This is a genomic window from Salinicola rhizosphaerae, from assembly GCF_014652715.1.
Lineage (GTDB): Bacteria > Pseudomonadota > Gammaproteobacteria > Pseudomonadales > Halomonadaceae > Salinicola > Salinicola rhizosphaerae.
Genome location: NZ_BMZI01000005.1, coordinates 350,112 through 372,325 on the forward strand (window position 1 = coordinate 350,112; position 22,214 = coordinate 372,325).

General features: G+C 63.3%; 19 protein-coding genes. 12 read left to right on the top strand and 7 right to left on the bottom strand.

All coding sequences use genetic code 11. The features are described from left to right. The 3 genes from ispD to IE125_RS13055 form a co-directional block, all read right to left on the bottom strand. Positions 1-750, bottom strand: coding sequence for a 2-C-methyl-D-erythritol 4-phosphate cytidylyltransferase (ispD, locus tag IE125_RS13045; RefSeq protein WP_189445108.1), 750 nt, complete (start codon positions 748-750; stop codon positions 1-3). Then, complete coding sequence (gene ftsB / locus IE125_RS13050; RefSeq protein ID WP_189445109.1) at positions 747-1,070, bottom strand: cell division protein FtsB; 324 nt, start codon at positions 1,068-1,070, stop codon at positions 747-749. The genes ispD and ftsB overlap by 4 nt, the downstream gene beginning before the upstream one ends. 230 nt (positions 1,071-1,300) lie before the next feature. After that, on the bottom strand, positions 1,301-1,858 hold the full coding sequence (locus IE125_RS13055; protein ID WP_189445110.1) for an NUDIX hydrolase: 558 nt from the start codon (positions 1,856-1,858) through the stop codon (positions 1,301-1,303). 147 nt (positions 1,859-2,005) lie between these two features. Between IE125_RS13055 and IE125_RS13060 the strand changes: the two genes are divergently transcribed. Further along, positions 2,006-2,653 (top strand): CoA pyrophosphatase, encoded by a 648-nt coding sequence (locus tag IE125_RS13060; protein ID WP_189445111.1) that lies wholly within the window; start codon positions 2,006-2,008, stop codon positions 2,651-2,653. Between the two features lie 65 nt (positions 2,654-2,718). Further along, entirely contained in the window at positions 2,719-3,384 is a 666-nt protein-coding gene (locus IE125_RS13065; protein WP_189445112.1) for a 2OG-Fe(II) oxygenase, read from the top strand. A gap of 52 nt (positions 3,385-3,436) precedes the next feature. On the opposite strand, the gene IE125_RS13070 is transcribed toward IE125_RS13065, so the two are convergent. Next, positions 3,437-4,777, bottom strand: coding sequence for an MFS transporter (locus tag IE125_RS13070; protein WP_189445113.1), 1,341 nt, complete (start codon positions 4,775-4,777; stop codon positions 3,437-3,439). 400 nt (positions 4,778-5,177) lie between these two features. Between IE125_RS13070 and IE125_RS13075 the strand changes: the two genes are divergently transcribed. Next, positions 5,178-6,461: an MFS transporter gene (locus tag IE125_RS13075; RefSeq protein WP_189445114.1), complete on the top strand. Its 1,284-nt coding sequence runs from the start codon at positions 5,178-5,180 to the stop codon at positions 6,459-6,461. Between the two features lie 123 nt (positions 6,462-6,584). Here the strand turns inward: IE125_RS13075 and IE125_RS13080 are convergent, their stop codons facing one another. Next, entirely contained in the window at positions 6,585-7,391 is an 807-nt protein-coding gene (locus IE125_RS13080) for a MurR/RpiR family transcriptional regulator (protein WP_229809098.1), read from the bottom strand. Between the two features lie 391 nt (positions 7,392-7,782). On the opposite strand from IE125_RS13080, the gene IE125_RS13085 reads away from it, so the two are divergent. Further along, entirely contained in the window at positions 7,783-9,108 is a 1,326-nt protein-coding gene (locus IE125_RS13085) for an aspartate aminotransferase family protein (RefSeq protein WP_189445116.1), read from the top strand. A 118-nt stretch (positions 9,109-9,226) separates the two neighbouring features. Here the strand turns inward: IE125_RS13085 and IE125_RS13090 are convergent, their stop codons facing one another. Then, positions 9,227-10,129 (bottom strand): LysR family transcriptional regulator, encoded by a 903-nt coding sequence (locus IE125_RS13090; RefSeq protein WP_189445117.1) that lies wholly within the window; start codon positions 10,127-10,129, stop codon positions 9,227-9,229. 281 nt (positions 10,130-10,410) lie between these two features. Between IE125_RS13090 and IE125_RS13095 the strand changes: the two genes are divergently transcribed. From IE125_RS13095 to IE125_RS13120, 6 genes are all read left to right on the top strand, one after another. Beyond that, the gene (locus tag IE125_RS13095) at positions 10,411-11,946 is read left to right on the top strand and encodes an AbgT family transporter (protein WP_189445118.1); all 1,536 of its coding nucleotides are present in this window, start codon (positions 10,411-10,413) and stop codon (positions 11,944-11,946) included. Between the two features lie 61 nt (positions 11,947-12,007). Beyond that, a complete protein-coding gene (locus IE125_RS13100; protein ID WP_189445119.1) occupies positions 12,008-13,393 on the top strand; it encodes an amidohydrolase in 1,386 nt (461 codons plus the stop codon). A gap of 2 nt (positions 13,394-13,395) precedes the next feature. Next, positions 13,396-14,859 carry a M20 family metallopeptidase gene (locus IE125_RS13105; RefSeq protein WP_189445120.1) on the top strand — a complete coding sequence of 488 codons (1,464 nt, stop codon included), beginning with the start codon at positions 13,396-13,398 and terminating at the stop codon, positions 14,857-14,859. A gap of 227 nt (positions 14,860-15,086) precedes the next feature. Beyond that, positions 15,087-16,370: a 3-dehydroquinate synthase gene (locus IE125_RS13110; RefSeq protein ID WP_229809099.1), complete on the top strand. Its 1,284-nt coding sequence runs from the start codon at positions 15,087-15,089 to the stop codon at positions 16,368-16,370. Next, on the top strand, positions 16,357-17,541 hold the full coding sequence (eboE, locus tag IE125_RS13115) for a metabolite traffic protein EboE (RefSeq protein WP_189445121.1): 1,185 nt from the start codon (positions 16,357-16,359) through the stop codon (positions 17,539-17,541). Before IE125_RS13110 ends, eboE begins: the two co-directional genes overlap by 14 nt. Beyond that, complete coding sequence (locus IE125_RS13120; RefSeq protein ID WP_229809100.1) at positions 17,517-18,413, top strand: UbiA family prenyltransferase; 897 nt, start codon at positions 17,517-17,519, stop codon at positions 18,411-18,413. The genes eboE and IE125_RS13120 overlap by 25 nt, the downstream gene beginning before the upstream one ends. Before the next feature lie 154 nt (positions 18,414-18,567). Here IE125_RS13120 and IE125_RS13125 read toward each other — a convergent pair whose 3' ends face one another. Then, positions 18,568-20,016 (bottom strand): alkaline phosphatase family protein, encoded by a 1,449-nt coding sequence (locus IE125_RS13125; RefSeq protein ID WP_189445122.1) that lies wholly within the window; start codon positions 20,014-20,016, stop codon positions 18,568-18,570. Positions 20,017-20,355: 339 nt separating this feature from the next. Between IE125_RS13125 and IE125_RS13130 the strand changes: the two genes are divergently transcribed. Then, positions 20,356-21,252, top strand: coding sequence for an EboA domain-containing protein (locus IE125_RS13130; protein WP_189445123.1), 897 nt, complete (start codon positions 20,356-20,358; stop codon positions 21,250-21,252). Between the two features lies 1 nt (position 21,253). Then, on the top strand, positions 21,254-22,174 hold the full coding sequence (locus IE125_RS13135; RefSeq protein ID WP_189445124.1) for a TatD family hydrolase: 921 nt from the start codon (positions 21,254-21,256) through the stop codon (positions 22,172-22,174). The last annotated feature ends 40 nt before the right edge of the window (positions 22,175-22,214 follow it).

The following is a 22,214-nucleotide window of genomic DNA, read 5'->3' on the forward strand; positions in this document are numbered from 1 at the left end:
TCATGCACTGACTCCTCGCTGGGGGAAACTCGTGTCGCTGGCCGAGGCGGCGCCTGTATCGGTTTGTGCCTGAACGGACAGGATGTTCGCCGCCATCGCCAGATCCTCCGGGTGCGTGATCTTGAGATTATGGCGACTGCCGCGAACGAGCCTTGGCGAGAGGCCCATGGCCTCGATCGCCGAGGCTTCATCGGTCACCGCCGCCCCGGTCGCCAGCGCCGCATCGAGCGCCTGACGCAGCAGGTCGAAGCGAAATGCCTGCGGGGTGAGGGCGTGCCAGAGATCGTCACGAGACTCGGTATGACTGACGCGGCCACGTTCGTCGGCGCGCTTCATGGTATCCGCTGCGGGGGCCGCCAGCAGGACGCCGATCGCTTCATCGTCGAGCGCCGCGTGGAGCGCCTGCAGATCGGCAACAGGTACGCAGGGCCGGGCGGCATCGTGTACCAGCACCCAGTCGTCGGCGGCGGCTTCTTCCTCGAGCGCCGTCAGCGCACGACGGACCGTCTCGACCCGCTCCTGCCCGCCATCGACTCGCTGCCAGCGAGAGAAAGGCACGCAGTCGGCGTCGAACCAGGCGTCGTCTGAATCGAGGCAAAGGCGCAGCTCGGCATCGGGAAACGCCTGATGCAGCCGCTGCAAGGTCAGCTCGAGGACACTGCGCCCCGCGAGCGGCAGGTACTGTTTGGGTCGGTCTGCCTGCATGCGGCGACCGCGCCCCGCGGCGGGAACGACGAGCCAGAGCGTCATGGTCGAACGACCCCCGTCTGGGCAGCCGGCCCTCGGCGGTCCGTCTCCACGTCCGGTACCCAATAGAACTGTTCGTCGCGGCGAACCATGCCGATATCGCTACGCGCTCGCTCCTCAATGGCATCCAGCCCGTTCTTGAGATCGACCACCTCGGCGGCCAGACGATCATTACGCGCCTTCAGCGTATCGGTCGCGCCCTCGAGCGTGTCGGCACGCGCCTGAATGTCATTGAATTCGCGAACACCACTCTCGCCGAACCAGAGCCGGTACTGCATCAGGCCGAGCATGACGACCAACACCAGGATGACCCATTTCCACATTGCAGCTCACTTCCGGTCGGCAAATGACTCAGGGGCGAAGATGGACAGCGTTGCCGAGGCCGCTGTCCGGTAATCTGCCAGGTCTGGCGCTCTCCTGCGCCGGACGCCGGCCATTATGCCATCATCACCGCTGCCGGCCCACCGCCGGGGCGGAAACGGCGCCGTATCCGGACGGGTGCCTCCGACGTACAAACTCGCATTTTTCGTGCCCCGAACCGAACGGGAGACGATCACGCAGAACCGAAGTAACGCTCTCGCTCCTTTTCGCCGATCTCGCTTGAGTGAAGTTCAAAGCGATCCCGACGGCGATCATCGAAGAAGTGGCGCAAGGTGCGTTCGATCGTCGGAAATGCCAGCGCATCCCAGGGAATGTCGGCTTCATCGAACAATTCGACGTCGAGGCTCTCCGGGCCAGCGGCGTAGCCGCCTTGGAGGGTGCCACGAAAAATCATGTAGACCTGGTTGATGTGGGTCAGACTGATCATCGTATAGAGCGACGGTGACTCGACGACCGCGCATGCCTCCTCACGCGTCTCGCGCAGTGCCGCCTGCTCGACGGTTTCACCGTTCTCCATGAAGCCCGCAGGCAGCGTCCAATAGCCTAGGCGTGGCGCGATCGCCCGCCGACACAGCAATACCTGCTTGCCGGCGACCGGCAGCGTCCCGGCGATGATCCGCGGGTTCTGATAATGAATGGCGCCGCAGGCGTCGCAGAGATACCGTGGACGATCGTCGCCATCCGGAATCGCAAAACGTACGGTATGGCCGCAGTGGCTACAGTAGTTCATCGAATACCGGCCTCAGGGTTGAACAAAGACAGTGAATACGACCACGGTCGACAACGATACCAGACATGGCCGAGCGCGCAGCGGACAGGGCGCAGCGCAGCGCTGGCATGGCCGAAAGGGGACTGGCCCGTATAGAGAATGACGAGCATGTTAGAGAACCTTCGCGAGCGCCTGCAAGCGCACCGAGCGACCCGTCTGGACGAGTCGCTGGCGCAGGCTGCCGTGCTGATACCGATCGTCGACCGGCGCGAGCCCACCATTCTGCTGACGCAGCGTACCCGTCATCTCAAGCAGCACGCCGGCCAGGTTGCCTTTCCCGGTGGCAAGCGCGAAGTCGAGGATACCGATCTGCTGCAGACCGCGCTGCGTGAATCCGAGGAGGAGATAGCGCTACAAGCCAGCGATGTCACCGTTCTCGGCCGCTTGAGCGACGTGATCTCGCTGCATGGCATGCGCGTAACGCCTTTCGTCGGCGTCATCGCCCCGGACCTGCCGCTTCACGCCGAGCCGGGAGAGATCGACGCGATCTTCGAAGTCCCGCTGGATCACCTGCTCGCCGACCGTCGGACGCATACCGACGTCATCGAAGTTGACGGCAAGCCGATCTACGTACCGAGCTATACGATAGAGGAACGTGTCCTCTGGGGTCTTTCCGCGATGATGCTCGTCGAGTTACTGGCCGTTGGCTTCCAGCGTCCTTTATCGCTGACGCAGGCACCAGCGGATGGCGAGCTGCGCTATCATCCGCAGCGGCGCCGTCGTTCGCGACCGCTGACGATGGATCGATCCCGCTGACGACCGGCGTCCTGCGCCATGACCTCACAAGATCATGACCTCACCTCATGCCAAGAGAGTTCACCATGACGCCCACGGACTCGCTCGAGACCCACCGCGATGAAAGCCAGCTCTCTGCACTGATCGACGGGCTGGTGGCACGCGGCTGGTACGCCGGCACCGGCTTCATCGATGCAGGCCTGTGTCGTGAACTCCACGCCGACCTCGCGGGGCTGCGCGCTCGCGATGCGCTGCAGGAGGCCGCCATCGGCCGTGGAGACGAGCGCACGCTGCGGCGCGACATTCGCGGCGATGCCATCCATTGGCTCGACCGCGAAAGTCTGGCGCAGCGCCGCTACCTGGCGCTGATGGCCGAGCTGCAGCAGCAGATCAACGTTGCGCTCTATCTGGGGCTGTTCGAGTTCGAAGCGCATTTCGCGCATTACCCTCCCGGCGCCTTCTACCGCAAGCATTACGACAGTTTTCGCGGCCGCGCCAACCGGGTGATTTCGACCGTGCTCTATCTCAACGAGGCGTGGCCCGCCGATGGGGGCGGCGAAATGGCGCTGTTCGACGAGGTGGAGACCGAGCGCGAGGTAGCCAGAATCGCCCCCGAAGCCGGTACCTTCGCCTGCTTTCTCTCCGACCGCATTCCGCATGAGGTGCTGCCGACTCGCCAACCGCGCGTCAGCATTGCCGGCTGGTTCCGCCGCAACGCCTCGCTGGGTGGCGTGGTCGATCCCGCGCGCTGATGGCCATCAGAGGGCGAACGAGCGCGCACTCGTCTCGCCATCTGTCCGCTCGTCACTCTCTACCGACGTTCTCGCCGACGTTCTCGCCGACGGTCTCCGGCATGGCCGTCTCGACTTCCGGCACCACCTGCGAGAGATCCTCCTGGTGTTCGTGCTCGATGGCGCCCAGCACCAGCGCCTCGGTGACGCTCAGCTCGGCACCGACCACCGACTGCTGCGGATTGGAGGTGAACGGTGCCACCGGCACCGGCGCCGGACGACGGCTGCGACGCCAGACGAAGAACGCGACCAGAACCACGCCAAGCCCCGTCAGCGCCATGAAGAGCCCCCTGTCGCCAACGTGGGTCATCAGCGGCGTGATCAACGGTGGGCTCAGCGTTGCACCGAGCGCATTGATCAGCAGCAGACCCTGGCTCATGCGCACCAGCGCGCCCGCCGGTGCTCTGTCGGCGGCATGGCTGACAGCGACCGGATAGAGCGCGAATACCCCGCCGCCGATCAGAAACAGCACGCCTGCCATCAACGCCGGCTGCGTTGGTATCGTCATCATCACCAGACACAGTGCCGCCATGATGGCGCCGATCAGAATGAGGACAATCTGGCGATCGTGACGGTCCGACCAGCGTCCGATCGGATACTGCAGCAGCATGCCGCCGAGGATCACCACCGCCATCATTTCGCCGATACGCTGGACGTCCAGACCGCTGCGCTGCAAATAGAGCGGCAGCAGGCTGTAGACCGCCGACACCACCAATCCCGACCCGAAACAGCCCATCACGCCGGTCGGCGTCACCGTGATCAAGCGCCACGGCGACAATGGCTCGGCCTGTTCGAGCAGGGGCGAAACGCGCGGGATCATGCCCAGCGGCAGTACCGAGAGCGAGGCCAGCATGGCGATGATCATGAAGGGCTGATTGGGCCCGGCGTGATCGGCCACTCCCAGCAGAAGCTGCCCGATCACACCGGCGCCGTAGAGCGAGATCATGTAGAGCGCCAGCAGCCGACCGCGAACGCGGGTATCGGCCGCCGTCAGCAGCCAGCTTTCGATGACCAGATAGACACCCAGCGTTGCCCAGCCACCGATCATGCGCAGCGTGAACCACAGCCCGGCATTGAGCCAGAGCCCCTGCAGCAGCACCGTGACCGCGACAAGGGAGGCGAAACAGGCATAGGCGCGAATATGGCCGATACGCAGCAGCAGACGGTCGTTGAACAAGGCGCCGATCGCCAGGCCGATGTAGTACGCCGCCGACACCCAGCCGATCGTCGTGACCGACTCACCGGCCGCGTCGAGCCGCAGCGTGATGAGAGAGGCCAGAAAGCCGTTGCCGATTCCCAGAATGAAAAGACCGAGGAGCGGCGCTAGCGCCATGGAGAGCAACTGGCGAGACATGATAGTGACGACCTCGAAACATCGACGCGGGTGCGCCGAAGGCAAACTGACGGAAAGTCTGAAAAGGAGAGACGCATCCTCGACTCACCGGCCGGCGCTCGAGGCGAGCGAACTATACTCTCGCCCTTGCGCCAAAAGAAGCCAATAAACACGAGGAAAACAGGCTTTTGCGCCGTTTTGGATACCTCCTCTGTCGATGCATCAAACCAGGTTATCGAAGTCGACAGCGAGCAGAATCACCAGCCATGCTCGACGCGTGGCACCCGCCGACGGCCGAAAGGCGTCAATGGCCAATCAATGGCGAAAGCATCGCGACAGATCACGCCAGATCATGTCAGACGAGTGCCTGATCCTTTAGCGTGCTAGCATCCGTCGCTCTCCCCTGCTCTTGCGGAACGCCATGCACACCGTCACCCCCGACAGCCCGGTCTATCGCCAGCCGGGGTTCGTCTCCTTCCTCGTCTCGCGGCTGTGCGCCGTTTTCGCCACTCAGATTCAGGCCATCGTCGTGGCCTGGCAGGTCTACGCCATCACTCATGACCCGCTCACGCTCGGCTACGTCGGTCTTGCGCAGTTCCTGCCGATGGTCGTGCTACTGCTGCCGGCCGGGGATGTCGTCGACCGCTTCGATCGCAAGCGAATCCTGCAGCTGAGCTGGGGCGTTCAGGCGCTCTGCAGTGCGCTCTTCGTCCTGCTCTCGTACGACAAGCCCGACTCTGCCATCCCCTTCTACGGCGTACTGGTGCTGTTCGGCGCCGCCCGCGCCTTTACCGGCCCGGCGCTCTCCAGCCTGCTGCCGCAGATCGTGCCGCGAGCACAGTTGGGCAAGGCGATCGCGTTGAACTCATCGATCATGGAGATCGCCACCATCGGCGGGCCCATGCTCGGCGGTCTGCTCTACACCTTCGGCCCTACGCTCACCTACAGCGTCAACCTCGGCGCCTTTCTGTTGGCGCAGATCGCGCTCTTGAGCGTCCCAGTCCGCTACGCCTTTCAGCGCACGGCACGTGACGACACCGCCTGGCAGCGCTTTACTGCCGGTGTTCATTACATCCGCAGCAAACCGGTCATCCTCGGCGTGATCTCGCTCGACCTCTTCGCGGTGCTGTTCGGCGGCATCATCGCGCTGCTGCCGGTCTACGCTCACGAGATTCTTCACGTTGGCCCCCAAGGACTCGGCGCCCTGCGCAGTGCCATGGCCGTCGGCGCCTTTGCCATGGGCCTGTACCTTGGGCTTCGCGCCATCAAGCGTCACGCGGGGCTCGTCATGTTCGCGGCCGTTGCCCTGTTCGGCGCCGCCAACCTGGTCTTCGCGCTGTCGCACTGGTTCTGGATTTCGATGACCGCGCTATTCGTCGCGGGTGCGGCCGACATGATCAGCATGTATGTCCGCCAGACCCTGCTGCAGCTCGCGACGCCCGACGAGATGCGCGGCCGGGTCAACGCCGTCAACATGCTGTTCATCGGTGCCTCCAATGAACTTGGCGAATTCGAATCCGGCATCACCGCCTCCTGGTTCGGCACCGTACCGGCCGCGGTCATCGGCTCGCTCGGTACCCTGGGCATTGTCGGACTCTGGGCATGGGCCTTCCCGGTACTGCGTCGCGCCGACCGTCTGGATGACATCGAGGAAGAGCCGGTGGGTCTGACCGATGGCGGCGAAGTGTCCGGCAAGGCGGGCTGAATCGAACCTGGTGCGGCGGCGATGTCGCCTCACGCTCCGAGGAGGCGCCATCAGATAAAGCCCCACACCGACAATCGTTTGCCTCGGTGTGCGGAAGCCTCCTGCCCGGCTCGTTTCGAACAATCAGCTGCCCTTGGGCGCCACCCAGTAGGCGTTGTTCTCTTGGCGTAGCGTCTCATACGACTGGATCCGCCCCTGCGCGGCTTCCCCCCCTTGCGCCACCAGCATGGCCAGCAGCGTCTCGATCACCGCCATCATGCCGGCGTAACAGCCGAAATGATGGGTGGAGAGCACGGAGGCGACCAGCGTCTCGTCGGCACGGAAGTCCGGCGACACGATCTCGCTATCTGAGATCAGTACCAGCTTGAGCCCTTTCCGCCGGGCGAACTGACACGCCTCGATGGTCTCCCGCGAGTAGGGCGTCAGCGTAATCGCGATCATCACGTCTCCCTCTCGGGCCGTGTGCAGATCATCGATGGCGCTATTCATATGGCGGGGAATCAGCTGTAGCGACGGTAGGGCCATGCGCCCTACGTAATGCAGATAGAATGCCATGGCGTAGCTGGCGCGAACGGCGGTCAGGTAGACAGCTTCAGCATTCAGCAGCAGATCAATCACCCGCTGCAGCCGCGCCGGATCGAGATGCTCGAGCGAGCGCTGGACGATCGACAGCGTATTGCGCGACGCCTCGGCCTGAATGCGACCGAGTCCGCCGGCCTCCTCGAGGCTTTCCATCCATAGCGGCTGATCACCACCGGTGGTCGACACCAGCGCGTGACGGAACGGCTCACGCAGCTCATCGAAGGTCGAAAACCCCATGCGTTCCGCTAGGCGAATCAGCGTATAGGTGCTCACTCCGGCCTTACGCGCCGTCTCGCGCACCGGGTCGAGCCCGAAATCCGAGGGATGATCGATGATGTACTTGGCCACGCTACCAAGCCCTCGCGGTAAGTCAGGAATGGCCGTTTTGAGATTGGACAGAACTCGATTCTTCAACGCGGGATCCATGCTCTTCGAACGCTCCTCTCCGTATTCATTAATCACAACTCAAAAATCACCATCCATAAATTACAGACGTTATTTTTCTAAATTGTTGACTATTTTTGTACCGGACGCAAAATGCGTTCCGAGCCACTCACGGCAATTTCTCGACGAGTTTCCTCAGGTATCGATTCATGGCTGACGCTTCGCTCTTTCATAGGTCCATCGGCATCGCCCGGCAATTCTTCGACGCCACCGTCACGATCGACCTGGCCGACCAGCCGCCCCGCGTACAGGACACCTTTCCCGCTTCGGATACTCGTCAAGAGAGGAAACCGTCATGAGCCATGTCTTCCCGCGTCACTGCCACGCGACGCTGCCTACCGCCGTTGGCGGCGAGGGCTGCTACCTGATCGATCAAGACGGCAAGCGCTACTTCGATGGTTCAGGCGGCGCTGCGGTCTCCTGCCTGGGGCATTCCAATCCCCGTGTGACCGAGGCCATCAAGGCACAGGCGGATCGGCTCGCCTTCGCCCACACCGGCTTTTTCACCTCCGAGCCCGCCGAGGCGCTCGCCGATTTGCTCGTCGCCAATGCCCCGGGCGATCTCGATCGGGTCTATTTCGTCTCCGGCGGCTCGGAAGCGGTCGAAGCCGCCATCAAGCTGGCGCGCCAGTATCACGTCGAGCGCGGCGAGCCCGAACGTCGCCACCTGATCGCTCGCCGCCAGAGCTATCACGGCAATACGCTCGGCGCGCTCTCCGCCGGCGGCAACGCCCTGCGTCGTGCCCAGTTCGCGCCGATTCTGGTCGAGATGAGCCATATCGCGCCCTGCTACGAGTATGCCGAACGCGCCGCCGACGAGACGCCGGAGGCCTACGGCCAGCGCGTCGCCAACGAGCTCGAAGCCGAAATTCTGCGCCTGGGACCGAACTCTGTTATGGCGTTCATTGCCGAGCCCGTGGTCGGTGCCACGCTCGGCGCAGTGCCTGCCGTGCCGGGTTACTTCAAGCGCGTGCGCGAGATCTGCGATCAGTACGGCGTGCTGCTGATTCTCGACGAAGTCATGTGCGGCATGGGACGAACCGGCACGCTCTTCGCCCATGAGGCCGAAGGCATCAGCCCCGACATTGTCTGCATTGCCAAGGGCCTCGGTGCCGGCTATCAGCCGATCGGCGCGATGCTCTGCACCGATGCCATCTACCGGACCCTCGCCGACGGCTCCGGGCTCTTCCAGCACGGACATACCTATCTCGGCCATCCGATGGCAACGGCTGCCGGGCTAGCCGTGGTACAAGAGCTGCTCGAACGCGATCTCGTCAGCCAGGTCAAGGCGCGCGGCGAATACCTGGCGAAAGCGCTGGCCGCGCGCTTCGGCGACCATCCCCACGTTGGCGATCTGCGTGGCCGCGGACTCTTCCGCGGCGTCGAGATCGTGGCAGATCGTGACACCAAGCGGCCTTTCGACCCCGCTTTCGGTGTGGCTGGCAAGATCAAGAAGGCTGCCTTCGCCGAAGGGTTGATCTGCTATCCGATGCCCGGTACCCGCGACGGCAAGCACGGCGATCACATCCTGCTCGCGCCCCCGTTCATTGCCACCGAGGCCGAGCTCGATCAGCTGGTCGCGATGCTCGGCCGCGCCGTGGAAGCGATTCCTCGAGTCTGATCGACACGCGGGCGGCGGCCCTCGCCGCTGCTGCCCGCTCATACCGAATCACCATCTCCGCCTCATCCCGCGTAGCAGAGGAACCATTCTTGCTGTCCCAAACCTGTCGGCCGTCTCGCTAACTGGCTCGGCTCTCGATCTCGAACAGCCGCGCGAGGCGTGATGCCACCGGGGTCAGCGGAACGCCGCGACGCTTGACGAGATGGAACGCCGCCACCGGCAGCGGGTCCTCGAGCATCAATTCCACCAGCTCGCCCATGCCGTGCTGGGCGGTCATCTGCGACGCGAAGGCGCCGACCATGTCACTGTGCTGGAGCAGGTTGAGCGACGTGGTGAAGGAGTCGCAGACCACGCTGACCTGATCACGGGCGAATCCGTGGCGTTCCAAGGTATCCGCCAGATCGGCGTAATAACCGCTGCGCGCCGTCGGCAGCACCCAGTCGCAGTCGATCAGTTCCCGCAGATGCCGCGCACCGCTCTTCGGGTGGTTGCGGCGCATCACCACCACGAAAGGCTTGGTAAACAGCGGCTGTGCTTCGAGATCACTCTCGAGCACGCCGCTGGAGACGGTGTTGATGGAAAAATCGACGTTGCCATCGCGCAGCCCCGCCGCCATCGACGACAACTGCCCCTCGATCACCCGCAGCTTGACGTTGGGAAGTTCGCGCCGAAAGCGTGCCACGACCTGGGGCAGTAGCGTTCGCGCCACGGTCGCCGAGACGCCCAGCACGATCTGACCGCGCAGCACACCGTTCAACTGCTCGACGTTCTCGCGGGCGCGCCGCAACTCTTCGATGATCAAGTGTGCGTGCTGGTCGAAAGCGCGCCCGCTATCGGTCAGCGTGACACCCTGCGAGGTCCGCAGCAGCAGTGCGGCGCCAAGCCCTTCCTCCAGCTCCCGAATCGCCTTGGTCAACGCCGGCTGAGAGAGCCCGAGCTCGCGTGCGGCGCCGCGAATGCTGCCGCACCGGGACACTTCGACGAACGCCCGAATCTGGTGAAGCTTGATCGGATACTGCATGGCAGCGTTCCCCGTTGCCGTGATTACGCTTGGTGATTCGGCTTTCGTGTTTTGACTCTCGCGATTACCCAAGGTTATCACCGAAAAGAAATCGACATCTTTTATCGATCGCAAGCGGACTCTACTGTGAGATCAGGTCGATGTTCTTGCAGCGATGAGAGCGACCCGCTCGATGTCCAGGCGCCATAACACAACCGACCGCCGGCCCGAGCTCACTGCCCATGCGATACAACCGATCGGGCTACCCGATCTACAACAACCGTCCCAGGAGTGCCTGCCTCATGGAAGCGACCGAGCTTCGCGATGCCCCGCGCCCGCGGCTGTCGATCCGGATGCTGAACGCCATCGAGCGTTTCGGTAACCGGCTTCCCGACCCCTTCATGATCTTCGTCATTCTGGCGATGGCAGTGCTGGTCGCCTCGGCCCTGTTCGCCGCTGCCGGCGCAACCGTCGAACACCCCGGTACCGGCGAGATCGAAGCGATCCGCAGTCTGGTTTCCAGCGCCGGCATCCAGTTCGTGCTGACATCGATGCTCGACAACTTCACCGGCTTCGCCCCGCTGGGCCTGGTGCTGTCGATGATGCTGGGCATCGGGCTGGCCGAGAAGCTGGGGCTGCTGGAGAGTCTGATTCGGCGCACGATTCTCTCGGCGCCCAAGTCGCTCGTGACCTACACCGTGGCGTTCACCGGCATCATGATGAACGTCGCCTCCGACGCCTCGCTGATACTGCTGCCGCCACTGGCCGCGATGGTCTATCACTCGCTGGGCCGCCATCCGATCGCCGGCCTGGCACTGGGCTTCGCCAGTGCCGGCGCCGGCTTCACCGCCAATCTGTTGATCGTCGGCACCGATGCCTTGCTCTCCGGGATTTCCACCGAAGCGGCACGCATCGTCTCCAGCGACATGACCGTGACGCCGGTCGACAACTGGTACTTCAACTGCGTGTCCGTATTCGTGCTGACCATCGTCGCCGCCGTGGTCACCGAGCGGGTGATCGAACCGCGTCTCGGCACCTACAAAGGCGATGTCGACCAGGTCGAGAACAGCGAGCCGGAAAACGCCGGGCGCGGGTTACGCAACGCCGGTATCGCCGCGCTGATCTACATCGGTGCCATCGCCACGCTGCTGTTCTGGCCCGATTCACCGCTGCGTGGGCCGGGAGGCACGATGATTCCGTCGCCGTTTCTGAGCGGTATCATTCCGATCATTCTGTTCTTCTTCATCACCGTCAGCGTGACCTGGGGGATCACCGTCGGCCGGATCACGTCCTCTCGTGACATCTCGGAGAACATGGCCGAGGCGATGCGCGATCTGGGCAGCTATATCGTGCTGATCTTCGCCGCCTCCCAGTTCATCGCCTGGTTCAACTGGTCGCACATCGGCACCTGGATCGCGGTCAACGGCGCCGACGTGCTCACCGCCATGGACTTCACCGGCTTCCCGGTGATTCTCTGCTACATCGTCTTTACCGCCTGCATGAATCTGCTGATCTTCAGCGGCTCGGCCAAATGGGCGCTGGAAGCCCCGGTGTTCGTGCCGATGTTCATGCAGCTCGGCTACCACCCGGCCTTCGTTCAGGTCGCCTATCGCATCGCCGACTCCTCGACCAACATCATCTCGCCGCTCAATCCATACATGATCGTGGTCCTCACCTTCATCCGGAAGTACGACAAGAGCGCCGGTCTCGGCACGCTGATGTCGCTGATGCTGCCTTACACCCTCGCATTTCTCGTCATCTGGATTCTGCTGCTGACGGCTTTCTACCTGCTGGGCATCCCCTACGGTCCGGGCATCACGACCTATCTGCCGTCCTGATGCTCAGAACCCGGACAGTGCAAAGATGCATGACGACATCGGAGACACGGAGAACGCCATCATGAGTATCGTGACCACGCCCGACCTTGAACGAGCGCTCGACGCTCTACGCCCGCAACTCAAGCGCTGGCGGCGGGACTTCCACCATTACGCCGAATCCGGCTGGGTAGAGTTCAGAACCGCGTCGATCGTTGCCGAGGAGCTTGAGCGCCTGGGTTACGCCGTAAGCGTCGGCCGCGACGTGGTCGATGCCGGCAGTCGCATGGGCGTTCCCGAGCCGGAATTCCTGGCCCGGGCGCTCGAGCGCGCCCGCGAGCAGGGTGCCATCGAACGCTGGCTACCGGCCCTCGCCGGCGGCTACACCGGCGTCGTCGCCGAGCTGGACACCGGCCGGCCAGGACCGGTGCTGGCCTACCGCGTCGATCTCGACGCGCTGGATCTCGACGAATCCGACGACGATGACCACCGTCCGGTCCAGGAGGGCTTCGCCTCCTGCAACACCGGCATGATGCACGCTTGCGGCCATGACGGTCACACCACCATCGGGCTGGGTCTGGCGCGCCTGTTCGTCGAACTGAAAGCGCAACTGAGCGGCCGGATCAAGCTGATCTTCCAGCCCGCCGAAGAGGGCGTGCGCGGTGCCAGATCGATGGTCGAGGCCGGCGTGCTCGACGATGTCGATCTGTTCATTGCCACCCACATCGGCACCGGCGTGCCCAGCGGCAGTGTGGTCTGCGGCCATAACGGCTATCTCGCCACCACCAAGCTCGATGCCACCTTCAGCGGCGTGCCCGCTCATGCCGGCGCCAATCCGGAAGATGGTAACAACGCACTACTCGCCGCCGCTCAGGCCGCGCTGGGTTTGCATGCCATTCCCCGCCACAGCCAGGGCGCCTCGCGTATCAACGTCGGCGTGCTCAACGCCGGCAGCGGACGCAACGTGGTGCCCGCCAATGCCACGCTCAAGCTGGAAACTCGCGGCGAAACCAGCGCAATCAACGACGAGATGCAGCGGCGCGCGCTGAACGTGTTGCACGGCGCGGCGCAGATGCAGGGTGTCGAGATGGACTACCGTCTCGCCGGCGAAGCGCGCAACTGCGAGCCAAGCCCCGAACTGGTCACCTTCATCCGAGAGCGAATCGACGGGCTGACCGGGATAGACACCGTGATCCCGGTCGAAAATCGCCCCTCCGGCTCGGAAGACGCCACCACCATGATGCAACGGGTACGTGAGCGCGGGGGATTGGCGACTTACATGGTCTTCGGCGCCGACTTGAGCGCGGGCCATCATCACCAGCGTTTCGATTTCGACGAGGAGGTGCTGCCGCTTGCCGTGCGCACGCTCGCGCATCTCGCGCTCGCGGCCGATGACCCGGCACTGAAACGACATATCGTCAAAAAAGACTCACCTGCCAACAACGGCTCACGACGACCGAGGAGAGATTGACCATGGATGCCACCGTCGAATGCTCATCGACCCGACGTCTCGACGCGCTGGTCGAGGCCAAGCGCGAGCGCTTCATCGACTACGCCAATCAGGTGTGGGAATTCGCCGAAACCCGCTTCGTCGAGAGTCGCTCTGCCGCCACGCTGAGTGAAGCGCTGGAAGCCGAGGGCTTTCGCGTAGAGCGCGGTACCGGCGGACTCGAAACCGCCTTCGTTGCCAGTTACGGTAACGGCAAGCCGGTCATCGCGCTGCTCGGCGAATACGATGCCCTCGCCGGTCTCAGCCAGCGCGGTGAAGCCAGTCAGGCCGAACCGCTGATCGACGACGGCAACGGCCACGGGTGTGGCCACAATCTGCTGGGCGTCGCCGCGCTGGCCGGCGCAGTTGGCGTGCGCGACTACATGGACGAAAACGCGCTTCCCGGCACCGTGCGTTTCTATGGCTGCCCCGGCGAAGAAGGCGGCTCCGGCAAGACCTTCATGGTGCGCGAGGGGGTGTTCGACGATGTCGATGCAGCGCTGACCTGGCACCCGCAGGCGTTCAACGCGATCTTCTCGACGCCGACGCTCGCCAACATTCAGGCCTACTTCCGCTTCAAGGGCACTTCGGCTCACGCGGCCAATTCTCCGCACCTCGGTCGCAGCGCGCTGGATGCGGTGGAACTCATGAACGTCGGCGCCAATTACCTGCGCGAACACATCGTGCCGGACGCGCGCCTGCACTACTCGATCACTCGCACCGGCGGCGCCTCGCCCAACGTCGTTCAGGCGGATGCCGAAGTGCTCTATCTGATGCGTGCCCGGCGCATGAGCGACGCGCAGGCGATCTTCGAGCGCATCCAGAAGATCGCCGAGGGTGCCGCGCTGATGACCGGCACCGAGGTCGAGATGACGTTCGACAAGGCGTGCTCCGGCTACCGCCCCAATCGCACGCTGGAGCGGCTGATGTACTCCCAGTTCGAGGCGTTCGGCCCGCCGTGTCACGATGCCGAAGAGAAAACCTACGGGGAGCGCATCAAGGCGACCGTGAGCGATGACGACCTGCGTACCACCTACGCCAACATCATCGCTGCCGGCGGGGAAGCCGCCGACGCTTATGTGGCGGGGCTCGCTGACAAGGCGCTGACCGACGATCTCGCCCCTTACAGCGCCAGCGAGGAATTGATGTACGGCTCCACCGATGTCGGTGACGTCAGCTGGGTCGTGCCGACCGCGCAGTGTTACGTCAGCTGCTTTGCCCTGGGCACGCCGTTGCACACCTGGCAGGTGGTCGCACAGGGGCGTAGCTCGCTTGGCCACAAGGGCATGTTGCAGGCCGCCAAGGTGATGGCAGGAACCGCGGTGGCGCTGCTAGAAAATCCCGAGACCGTGGAGGCAGCTCGCGAGGAGCTAAATGCGGCGACGAGTCGCGAACCTTATCGCTGCCCGATCCCCGATGGCGTCACCCCGTCGCCGCTGAGGGCGTAAATCCTCCCACTTCTTAACTAGCCACGCGGGCCGCGGCCCTCGCCGCTGCTGCCCGCTCATACCGAATCACCATCTCCGACTCATCCCGCGTAGCAGAAGAACCATTCTTGTCACCTGCCTGAACGAAAGTCGAAGCTAACCGAGACATTGGCGAGCTCGCGACGATAACCGGCGGCTCGCTCGAACGGGTTCCCCAGACGATGCATCCAACTACGCAGGCGATGCCCATGAACCGGCCAGCAGTCTCTTTTTCCATCGATGGCGATGTTGCCGTCGAATCACCCTCGCCGATGCCAATCGGACACGCACCTCTCGAGGCGAAGGCACCGGATGCCGGTAACATCCACTGGCAGCGCTTCAGCGTCTCTTTCGAGTATCCCGTGGCGTTCAGCCGGGAGATTTTCTCACCGGACAATCCTCTGCTCGCGGATGCCATTTCCCGGCGCGAGCAAGGCAAGGCTCACCGCTGCCTGATCTTTATCGACGCCGGCGTGGCAGCGACTTGGCCCAACCTAGATTCGCAGATCAAAACCTATTTCAGCGTACACGCCGAGCGAATGGCGCTGGTCACCTCGCCTGTCGTCGTGAGCGGCGGCGAGGCGGTCAAGAATCACCTCGGCGAGATTCAGGGCATGCTCGACGAAATCCGCTGTCACGGTGTCGACCGTCACGCCTACGTGATTGCCATCGGCGGTGGTGCCGTGCTGGATGCGGTCGGAATGGCGGCTGCCATCGGCCATCGCGGGGTGCGGTTGATTCGTCTGCCGACGACGGTGCTATCCCAGAATGACAGCGGTGTGGGCGTCAAGAACGCGGTCAATTTTCAAGGCCTCAAGAATTTCATCGGCACCTTTGCCCCACCGTGGGCGGTTCTCAACGATTTCGATTTCCTGGCGACCCTGGCCCGACGGGATCGCATCAGCGGTATCTCGGAGGCGGTAAAGGTTGCGCTGATACGTGATGCGGCCTTTTTCGACTGGCTGGAGAGTCACGCCGATCAGCTCGCGGTCTTCGATCCGCGCGCGGAAGAGACGATGATCCGTCGCAGCGCGGAGCTGCACATGCGTCAGATCGCGCAAGGCGGCGACCCGTTCGAGCTCGGCTCATCGCGACCGCTGGATTACGGCCACTGGGCAGCCCACAAGTTGGAAGCGCTGACGCACCATGCGGTAAGCCATGGCGAGGCTGTCGCTATCGGCATCGCGTTGGATGCGCGCTACTCGGTACTCGCCGGCCTGCTGCCACCCGGCGCCGAGTGGCGGATCGTCTGGTTGCTCAGACGCCTCGGCATGTCGCTGTTTCACGAACAGCTGCTCGAGATCGACGATGACGGACGCCCCGCCATTCTCAACGGCCTGCGGGAGTTCCAGGAGCATCTCGGCGGTGAATTGACGGTGACGCTACTCGGCGGCATCGGTCAGGGCGTCGATGTCCACACCATAGATGAACATCTGGTCGTGGAAGCCATTCAGTGGCTACGCGAGGAGGCGCAACGCGATGCAGCTGCCTGACGATCTGGGTCAACTGACCTACTGCCTCAACATTCATCCGACGCAGACCTGGGATGCGGTTCGCACCGCGCTGCTCGGGCCGGTTCGCGCCGTGAAAGCCGCCCAGTCGCCGGACGCGCCCTTCGGTGTGGGCCTGCGGCTCTCGGCCCAGGCGCTCGAGGAGCTGCGCGCGCCGGACGCGCGTGCCGAATTGAAGGAAATCCTGGTGCGAGAAGACTTCCGCGTCGTCACCATGAACGGTTTTCCCTTTGGGCCGTTTCACGGTATTCCGGTCAAACAGAACGTCTATCAGCCTGACTGGAAACAGCGGGCGCGCCTCGACTACACCTGCTGGCTCGCCGACCTCATGTCGGAGCTGGGCAGTGCCGGGGAGACGCTCAGTCTCAGCACGGTTCCCGGCACCTACAAGCCGCTGGCCCGCGGCAATGAAGCGGAGATGGCCGATAACCTGCTCAAGGCCGTTGCCCACTGCATCGACCTGAGAGCCCGCACGCAGGTCACGATCGCCCTCGCGCTGGAGCCGGAGCCCTACTGCTTTCTCGAGACCATCGCCGAAAGCGTTGCGTTCTTCCGCGAGCACCTTTTTTCGCCGGCGGCCGCCGAACGCGTGTCAAGGCTCACCGGCCTCTCTCTAGATGAAGCGCGCGAGGCGCTCCCCCGCCACCTGGGGCTCTGCTACGACGTCTGCCACGCCGCCGTGGAGTTCGAGGATCCGGCGACCAGTCTTGCCATGCTGCGCGAGGCCAACATCCCGATTCACAAGCTGCAACTGAGCGCCGCGCTGCGTGTACCGCACATCGATGCGGCTCATCGTGAAGCCTTGCAACCATTCTGCGAGCGCACCTATCTCCATCAGGTCGTTGCCAAGGCCGAGGATGGGCTCGTGCGCTATGCTGATCTGCCCGAAGCGCTCGCCGACGACTCACGTAAAGACGGTGAAGAGTGGCGCGTGCATTTCCACGTGCCGATCTTCGTCGACACCGTCGAGCCGTTCCAGACCACGCAACCATTCCTGCGTGAGATTCTCGCGCTACATCGCGAACGCCCGATCTCGTCGCATCTGGAAGTGGAGACCTACACATGGCAGGTATTACCGGAAACCCTACGCCGCGAGAGTGTGGTGACGGCGATCGGTCGCGAGCTGACGTGGGTGAAATCGCAGCTGGCATGAAGTCGGCCACGCCAGGCTTCCACATCTGGCTGGAGCTGGGGCGTGTTTCCAACCTGCCCACGGTGTGGAGCAACGTACTGGCTGGCGCCGTGCTCGCGGGGGCAGCATGGCAGATGGAAGCGCTGGCCGCGGCGCTCGGCGCGTTGACGCTCTTCTACCTGGGCGGCATGTACCTCAACGATGCCTGCGATGCCAATATCGATGCACGTGAGCGAGCCAACCGGCCGATTCCACGCGGCGATATCGACCGTCTCACCGTGGCCCTGATCGGCGCGACGATGCTGGGGCTCGGCGCCCTGGTGCTGTTTCTCTGTCGCGTGGAAGCCGGCGTGACCGGTCTGGCGCTGATCGCCGCAATTCTAGGCTACGATTGGTGGCACAAGCGCATTGGCTGGAGCCCGCTGTTAATGGGGGCCTGCCGTCTTCTGACCTACGTGACTGCCGCACTGGCGTTCAATGCGACACTGGGCGAGGCGCTACTTTGGGGTGCCCTCGGTTTGACCTGCCACGTCGTCGGACTGACCTACGCCGCGCGTCAGGAAGCGTACGACCGGCTCGGTGCCGTGTGGCCGCTGGGCGTCATGGCGATTCCCGTCGTCGTGATGATTGTGGCGATGCTGACGGGTCCGTTCCCGTCGCTGCTGGCGCTCTGCCTGTGGATCGCCTATCTCGCGTGGTGCGGCCGCTGCCTGTGGCTGCTGTTTCGACGCGCACCTGGCGATGTCCCGCGTGCCGTCGTTGGCCTGATCGCCGCGATCTCGCTTTACGACGCCACGCTGATGGCAAGCCTCGACGCCAACCTGCCGGCACTGCTAGCTGCCGGCGCATTCATCGCCACGCTGGCGCTGCAGCGGGTGACCTCCGGCACCTGACGGCGCGAGGCGTCGTCTTCAGGCCCCCTTGATGCTCGGCGACCACCGGTCGACACCGACTATTGCACCAGCCCTTCACGAAAGATCCGGCTATCGCCGGATCTTTCGTCTGCCTCGATTCTCTCGCGGTCGTCTCAATCGTCTCGAAGCCCTGTCATGATGTCGGCCCTGTCTCGCTCTCCGTGGCCACGCTTGGGACGTCTTCGGCCATCGTCGCGTCTGGGCCGAACACGTGGTCGAGCACCAGCGCCTTGAAGTCCGTGGCCGCCACCGACTCGTCCGGCATCAGGGAAGCGTTCGAGGAGATCACCAGCGGTCCGTCCTGCGGATCGTCCGTCAAACGCCCGTGGGAGCCTTTGACGAGCGATGTCTCCTTCAGCGAGATCACGTCGAGTAACTGACGCATGCCGAGCTTGCGTTTGGCTAGTCGCCAGGCCGCCGAGAACTTCGGCGACTTGAGTGCCGGGTCGAAGAAAAGCTCGACCGGGTCATAACCGGGCTTGCGGTGGATATCCACGGTGCGAGCGTAATCAGGCGCTCGGGTGTCATCTAGCCAGTAGTAGTAGCTGAACCAGCGATCCGCGCGGCTGATGGCCACGAGTTCGCCGGCATTGGGATGATCCAGCCCGTTTGCGGCTTTCGCTTCGTTTCCCCAGACGGATTCGACGCCATCCAGTCGTTCGAGTAGCGCTCTCACCGCCGGAATATCGTCCGGCTCGCGAACGTAGACATGTGCGATCTGATGATCGGCAACGGCAAAGGCGCGGGAAGCCCCAGGGTCGAGCTGTTCGCGGCCCTTTTCGTCACGAACCGCAATCCAGCCCGCCTCGCGCAGCGCACGATTGATATGGACAGCGTCGGTCACCGGCGTGATGCCGTACTCGGAAACGACGATCACCTCGCGGCCCTCGCGTTCACATTCGGCGATCAATTCACCGCAGAGCGCGTCCACATCGCGCAGATCCCGCTGCAGTTCCGGGTGATCGAGATCGGGGCCAAGCCGCTGCAGGTTGTAGTCCAGATGCGGCAGATAGGTCAGCGTCAGTGTCGGGTTCCGCGTCTCCATCACGTGGCGCGTCGCATCACCGATCCAGCGGCTGGAAGACATATCCGCCATCGGCCCCCAGAACGTGAACAGCGGGAACGTGCCTAGCTTGGCATCAAGTTCGTCGTGCAGGTCGGGAGGGAATGTGTAGTGGTCCGGCAGCTTGCGCCCGTCGGCGGGATACATCGGCCGCGGCGTCGCGCTCCAGTCCGCCGTCGAGTACATGTTGTACCACCAGAACAGCTTCGCGCACGTGAAAGCGGGATCGCGCTTTTTGCCAGCTTCCCATATCTTCTCACCGCCAATAAGACGGTTGGATTGACGCCAGAGCCAGATTTCCGAGAGATCGCGAAAGTACCAGCCGTTCGCGACCGCGCCATGCTCGCCCGGAGGACGCCCGGTCAGCAGTGTCATCTGTGCGCTGCAGGTCACCGCAGGCGTCACCGTTTTCAATGGCCGCTGTGCGCCACGTGCTGCCAGGCGCTGAAGGTGCGGCGTATGCTCTCCGACCAGGCGCGGCGTCAAACCCACGACCAGAATCACTAGCGTTCGTTTCATGCAAGCCTCTCCCGTACCTCATGCTCTCTAACGCTCTCGCCGATATGGGCGAAGTACCCGGCAACGGTTGAAACGAAAGGAGAAAAAGAAACTATCTGTAAACGCTGCATATCAGGTAGCGAGTTTTGGGGCAATCGAGGCTTGGGAAAACCGCAAAATTCAGCACCAAAAAAGGGTAAAAGTCACCTTCGCAGATGGATTTTAGATGAAAATAGTTAAAGAAATTACGATAAAAAACAGTAGAGATTCGGCGCGATAATTCGCCAGATAATTGAGCTTGGGTCTCACGCTTGGCGCTCGATAAAGTGTTTTTCAGGGAACACTTGAGAGGGCGGTTACATGACCGTTACAAATACGACACCTGGAATCTCGACGATCACCCTCTCGACGCTGCTGCGTCGTTGGGTCGTTCGCCAGGCCGACTCGGAAACCGAGTGGGTAGAGTCTCAGCTCAACACGCTGCGCCAAGGTGCCAGCGAGACCACGTTACATCGATTTCTCGGGTTGGCGCCGCGACGGCTCGGCAGAGAGGACCTGCGGCTCTCCGTCAGCGATCTCAAAGAGGCCGAACAGCTTCGCCCGGACTGGGACCCCAAAGGGTGGAGTCTGGACGGTACCGCCCGAATCGCGGGACTTCTCGCATTCCAGGGCCCCAGGCCCTTCCCAGCACTATTCAAGGACCTGGTGCGCACCTCGGATGCTCGCGAGCTGATCACGCTCTATCGCGGCCTGCCCCTCTACCCGGAGCCGCTTGTGTTGACGCACGAGGTCGGCGAGGGGTTGCGTTCGAACATGCGCGCGGTATTCGAGTCCATTGCGCATTTCAATCCCTACCCGCGGGACCATTTCGACGATCATCGCTGGAATCACATGGTTCTGAAGGCACTGTTCGTCGGCAGTCGGCTGCAGCCGATCGTGGGACTCGAACAGCGCGCCAATCCCGAACTAGCGCGAATCCTTCTGGATTATGCTCAGGAGCGTTGGGCCGCCGGACGTGATGTCAGTCCCGAACTTTGGCACTGCGTCGGGCCCTTTGCCGAGACGGTAAACGCCTATGAGGCACTGTCCCGCGCCCTCGACGGATCGCCTGCCGAGCGCAGCGCTGCCACGCTCGCGCTGGTCGCCGCCGATACGTCAACCGCGCGATCGTTACTTGCCGATGCACCGGATACCCTGCAACTGGTCGCGGCCGGCCGCATCGACTGGAATCATCTGACCCAAGAAGAGGCCGCCTGAGATGTTCATCGATCCCCACGCCCATATGGTCTCCCGCACCACCGACGATTACGAAGCGATGGCGGCCGCCGGTGTCGTCGCGCTGGTCGAGCCCGCGTTCTGGGTCGGTCAGCCGAGAACCTTCGTCGGCACCTATGTCGACTATCTGTCGTCGCTGGTCGGATGGGAGCGCTTTCGCGCCGGTCAGTTCGGGATTCGTCACTACTGCACCATCGGGCTCAACTCCAAAGAAGCGAACAACGAGGCGCTGGCCGAGGGGGTGATGGAGTGGCTGCCCCGCTTCGCCCTGAAAGAGGGCGTCGTCGCCATCGGCGAGATCGGCTACGACGAGCAGACACCGCTGGAAGACAAGTATTTCCGCGCACAGCTGACGTTGGCGAGAGAGCTGGAACTACCGGTGATGGTGCATACACCGCACCGCGACAAGAAACGCGGTACCTCACGCTCGATGGACGTGTGCGAGGAGATGGGGCTCGATCCTTCCTGGGTCGTGATCGATCACAACAATGAAGAGACGGTGCGCGAGACGCTGGATCGCGGCTATTGGGCCGGCTTCTCGATCTACCCCTCGACCAAGATGGGCAACGCACGCATGGTCGAGCTGCTCAGGCAGTACGGGGGCGAGCGCATCATCGTCGACAGCGCTTGCGACTGGGGGATCTCCGACTGCCTTGGCGTGGCAAAGACCGCCCAACTGGCACTGCAGAGCGGCATCGACGCAGATATCGTGCGCAAGGTGACCTACGAGAATGCGCTCGAAGTCTACGGCAAGAGCGGCCAGATGCACGCCGCCGACTGGCTGGACCCGCCCGCGATCGATCAGCGCACGCTGTACGAAGGCAATTCGATCCTGCGCGGCGGCAGGGAACCGCGTGTCGACTCTCCTGCCCCGCGACGCCGAGATAATCTGATCATCGAGTGATCGTGCCGATCGCCGAAATGCCAGGTTGGAAAAGCGGTCA

Bases quoted from the DNA above. Each gene is read 5' to 3' on its own strand.
- ispD (WP_189445108.1), bottom strand. From the start codon at position 750: ATGACGCTCTGGCTCGTCGTTCCCGCCGCGGGGCGCGGTCGCCGCATG.
- ftsB (WP_189445109.1), bottom strand. From the start codon at position 1,070: ATGTGGAAATGGGTCATCCTGGTGTTGGTCGTCATGCTCGGCCTGATG.
- IE125_RS13055 (WP_189445110.1), bottom strand. From the start codon at position 1,858: ATGAACTACTGTAGCCACTGCGGCCATACCGTACGTTTTGCGATTCCG.
- IE125_RS13060 (WP_189445111.1), top strand. From the start codon at position 2,006: ATGTTAGAGAACCTTCGCGAGCGCCTGCAAGCGCACCGAGCGACCCGT.
- IE125_RS13065 (WP_189445112.1), top strand. From the start codon at position 2,719: ATGACGCCCACGGACTCGCTCGAGACCCACCGCGATGAAAGCCAGCTC.
- IE125_RS13070 (WP_189445113.1), bottom strand. From the start codon at position 4,777: ATGTCTCGCCAGTTGCTCTCCATGGCGCTAGCGCCGCTCCTCGGTCTT.
- IE125_RS13075 (WP_189445114.1), top strand. From the start codon at position 5,178: ATGCACACCGTCACCCCCGACAGCCCGGTCTATCGCCAGCCGGGGTTC.
- IE125_RS13085 (WP_189445116.1), top strand. From the start codon at position 7,783: ATGAGCCATGTCTTCCCGCGTCACTGCCACGCGACGCTGCCTACCGCC.
- IE125_RS13090 (WP_189445117.1), bottom strand. From the start codon at position 10,129: ATGCAGTATCCGATCAAGCTTCACCAGATTCGGGCGTTCGTCGAAGTG.
- IE125_RS13095 (WP_189445118.1), top strand. From the start codon at position 10,411: ATGGAAGCGACCGAGCTTCGCGATGCCCCGCGCCCGCGGCTGTCGATC.
- IE125_RS13100 (WP_189445119.1), top strand. From the start codon at position 12,008: ATGAGTATCGTGACCACGCCCGACCTTGAACGAGCGCTCGACGCTCTA.
- IE125_RS13105 (WP_189445120.1), top strand. From the start codon at position 13,396: ATGGATGCCACCGTCGAATGCTCATCGACCCGACGTCTCGACGCGCTG.
- IE125_RS13110 (WP_229809099.1), top strand. From the start codon at position 15,087: ATGAACCGGCCAGCAGTCTCTTTTTCCATCGATGGCGATGTTGCCGTC.
- eboE (WP_189445121.1), top strand. From the start codon at position 16,357: ATGCAGCTGCCTGACGATCTGGGTCAACTGACCTACTGCCTCAACATT.
- IE125_RS13125 (WP_189445122.1), bottom strand. From the start codon at position 20,016: ATGAAACGAACGCTAGTGATTCTGGTCGTGGGTTTGACGCCGCGCCTG.
- IE125_RS13130 (WP_189445123.1), top strand. From the start codon at position 20,356: ATGACCGTTACAAATACGACACCTGGAATCTCGACGATCACCCTCTCG.
- IE125_RS13135 (WP_189445124.1), top strand. From the start codon at position 21,254: ATGTTCATCGATCCCCACGCCCATATGGTCTCCCGCACCACCGACGAT.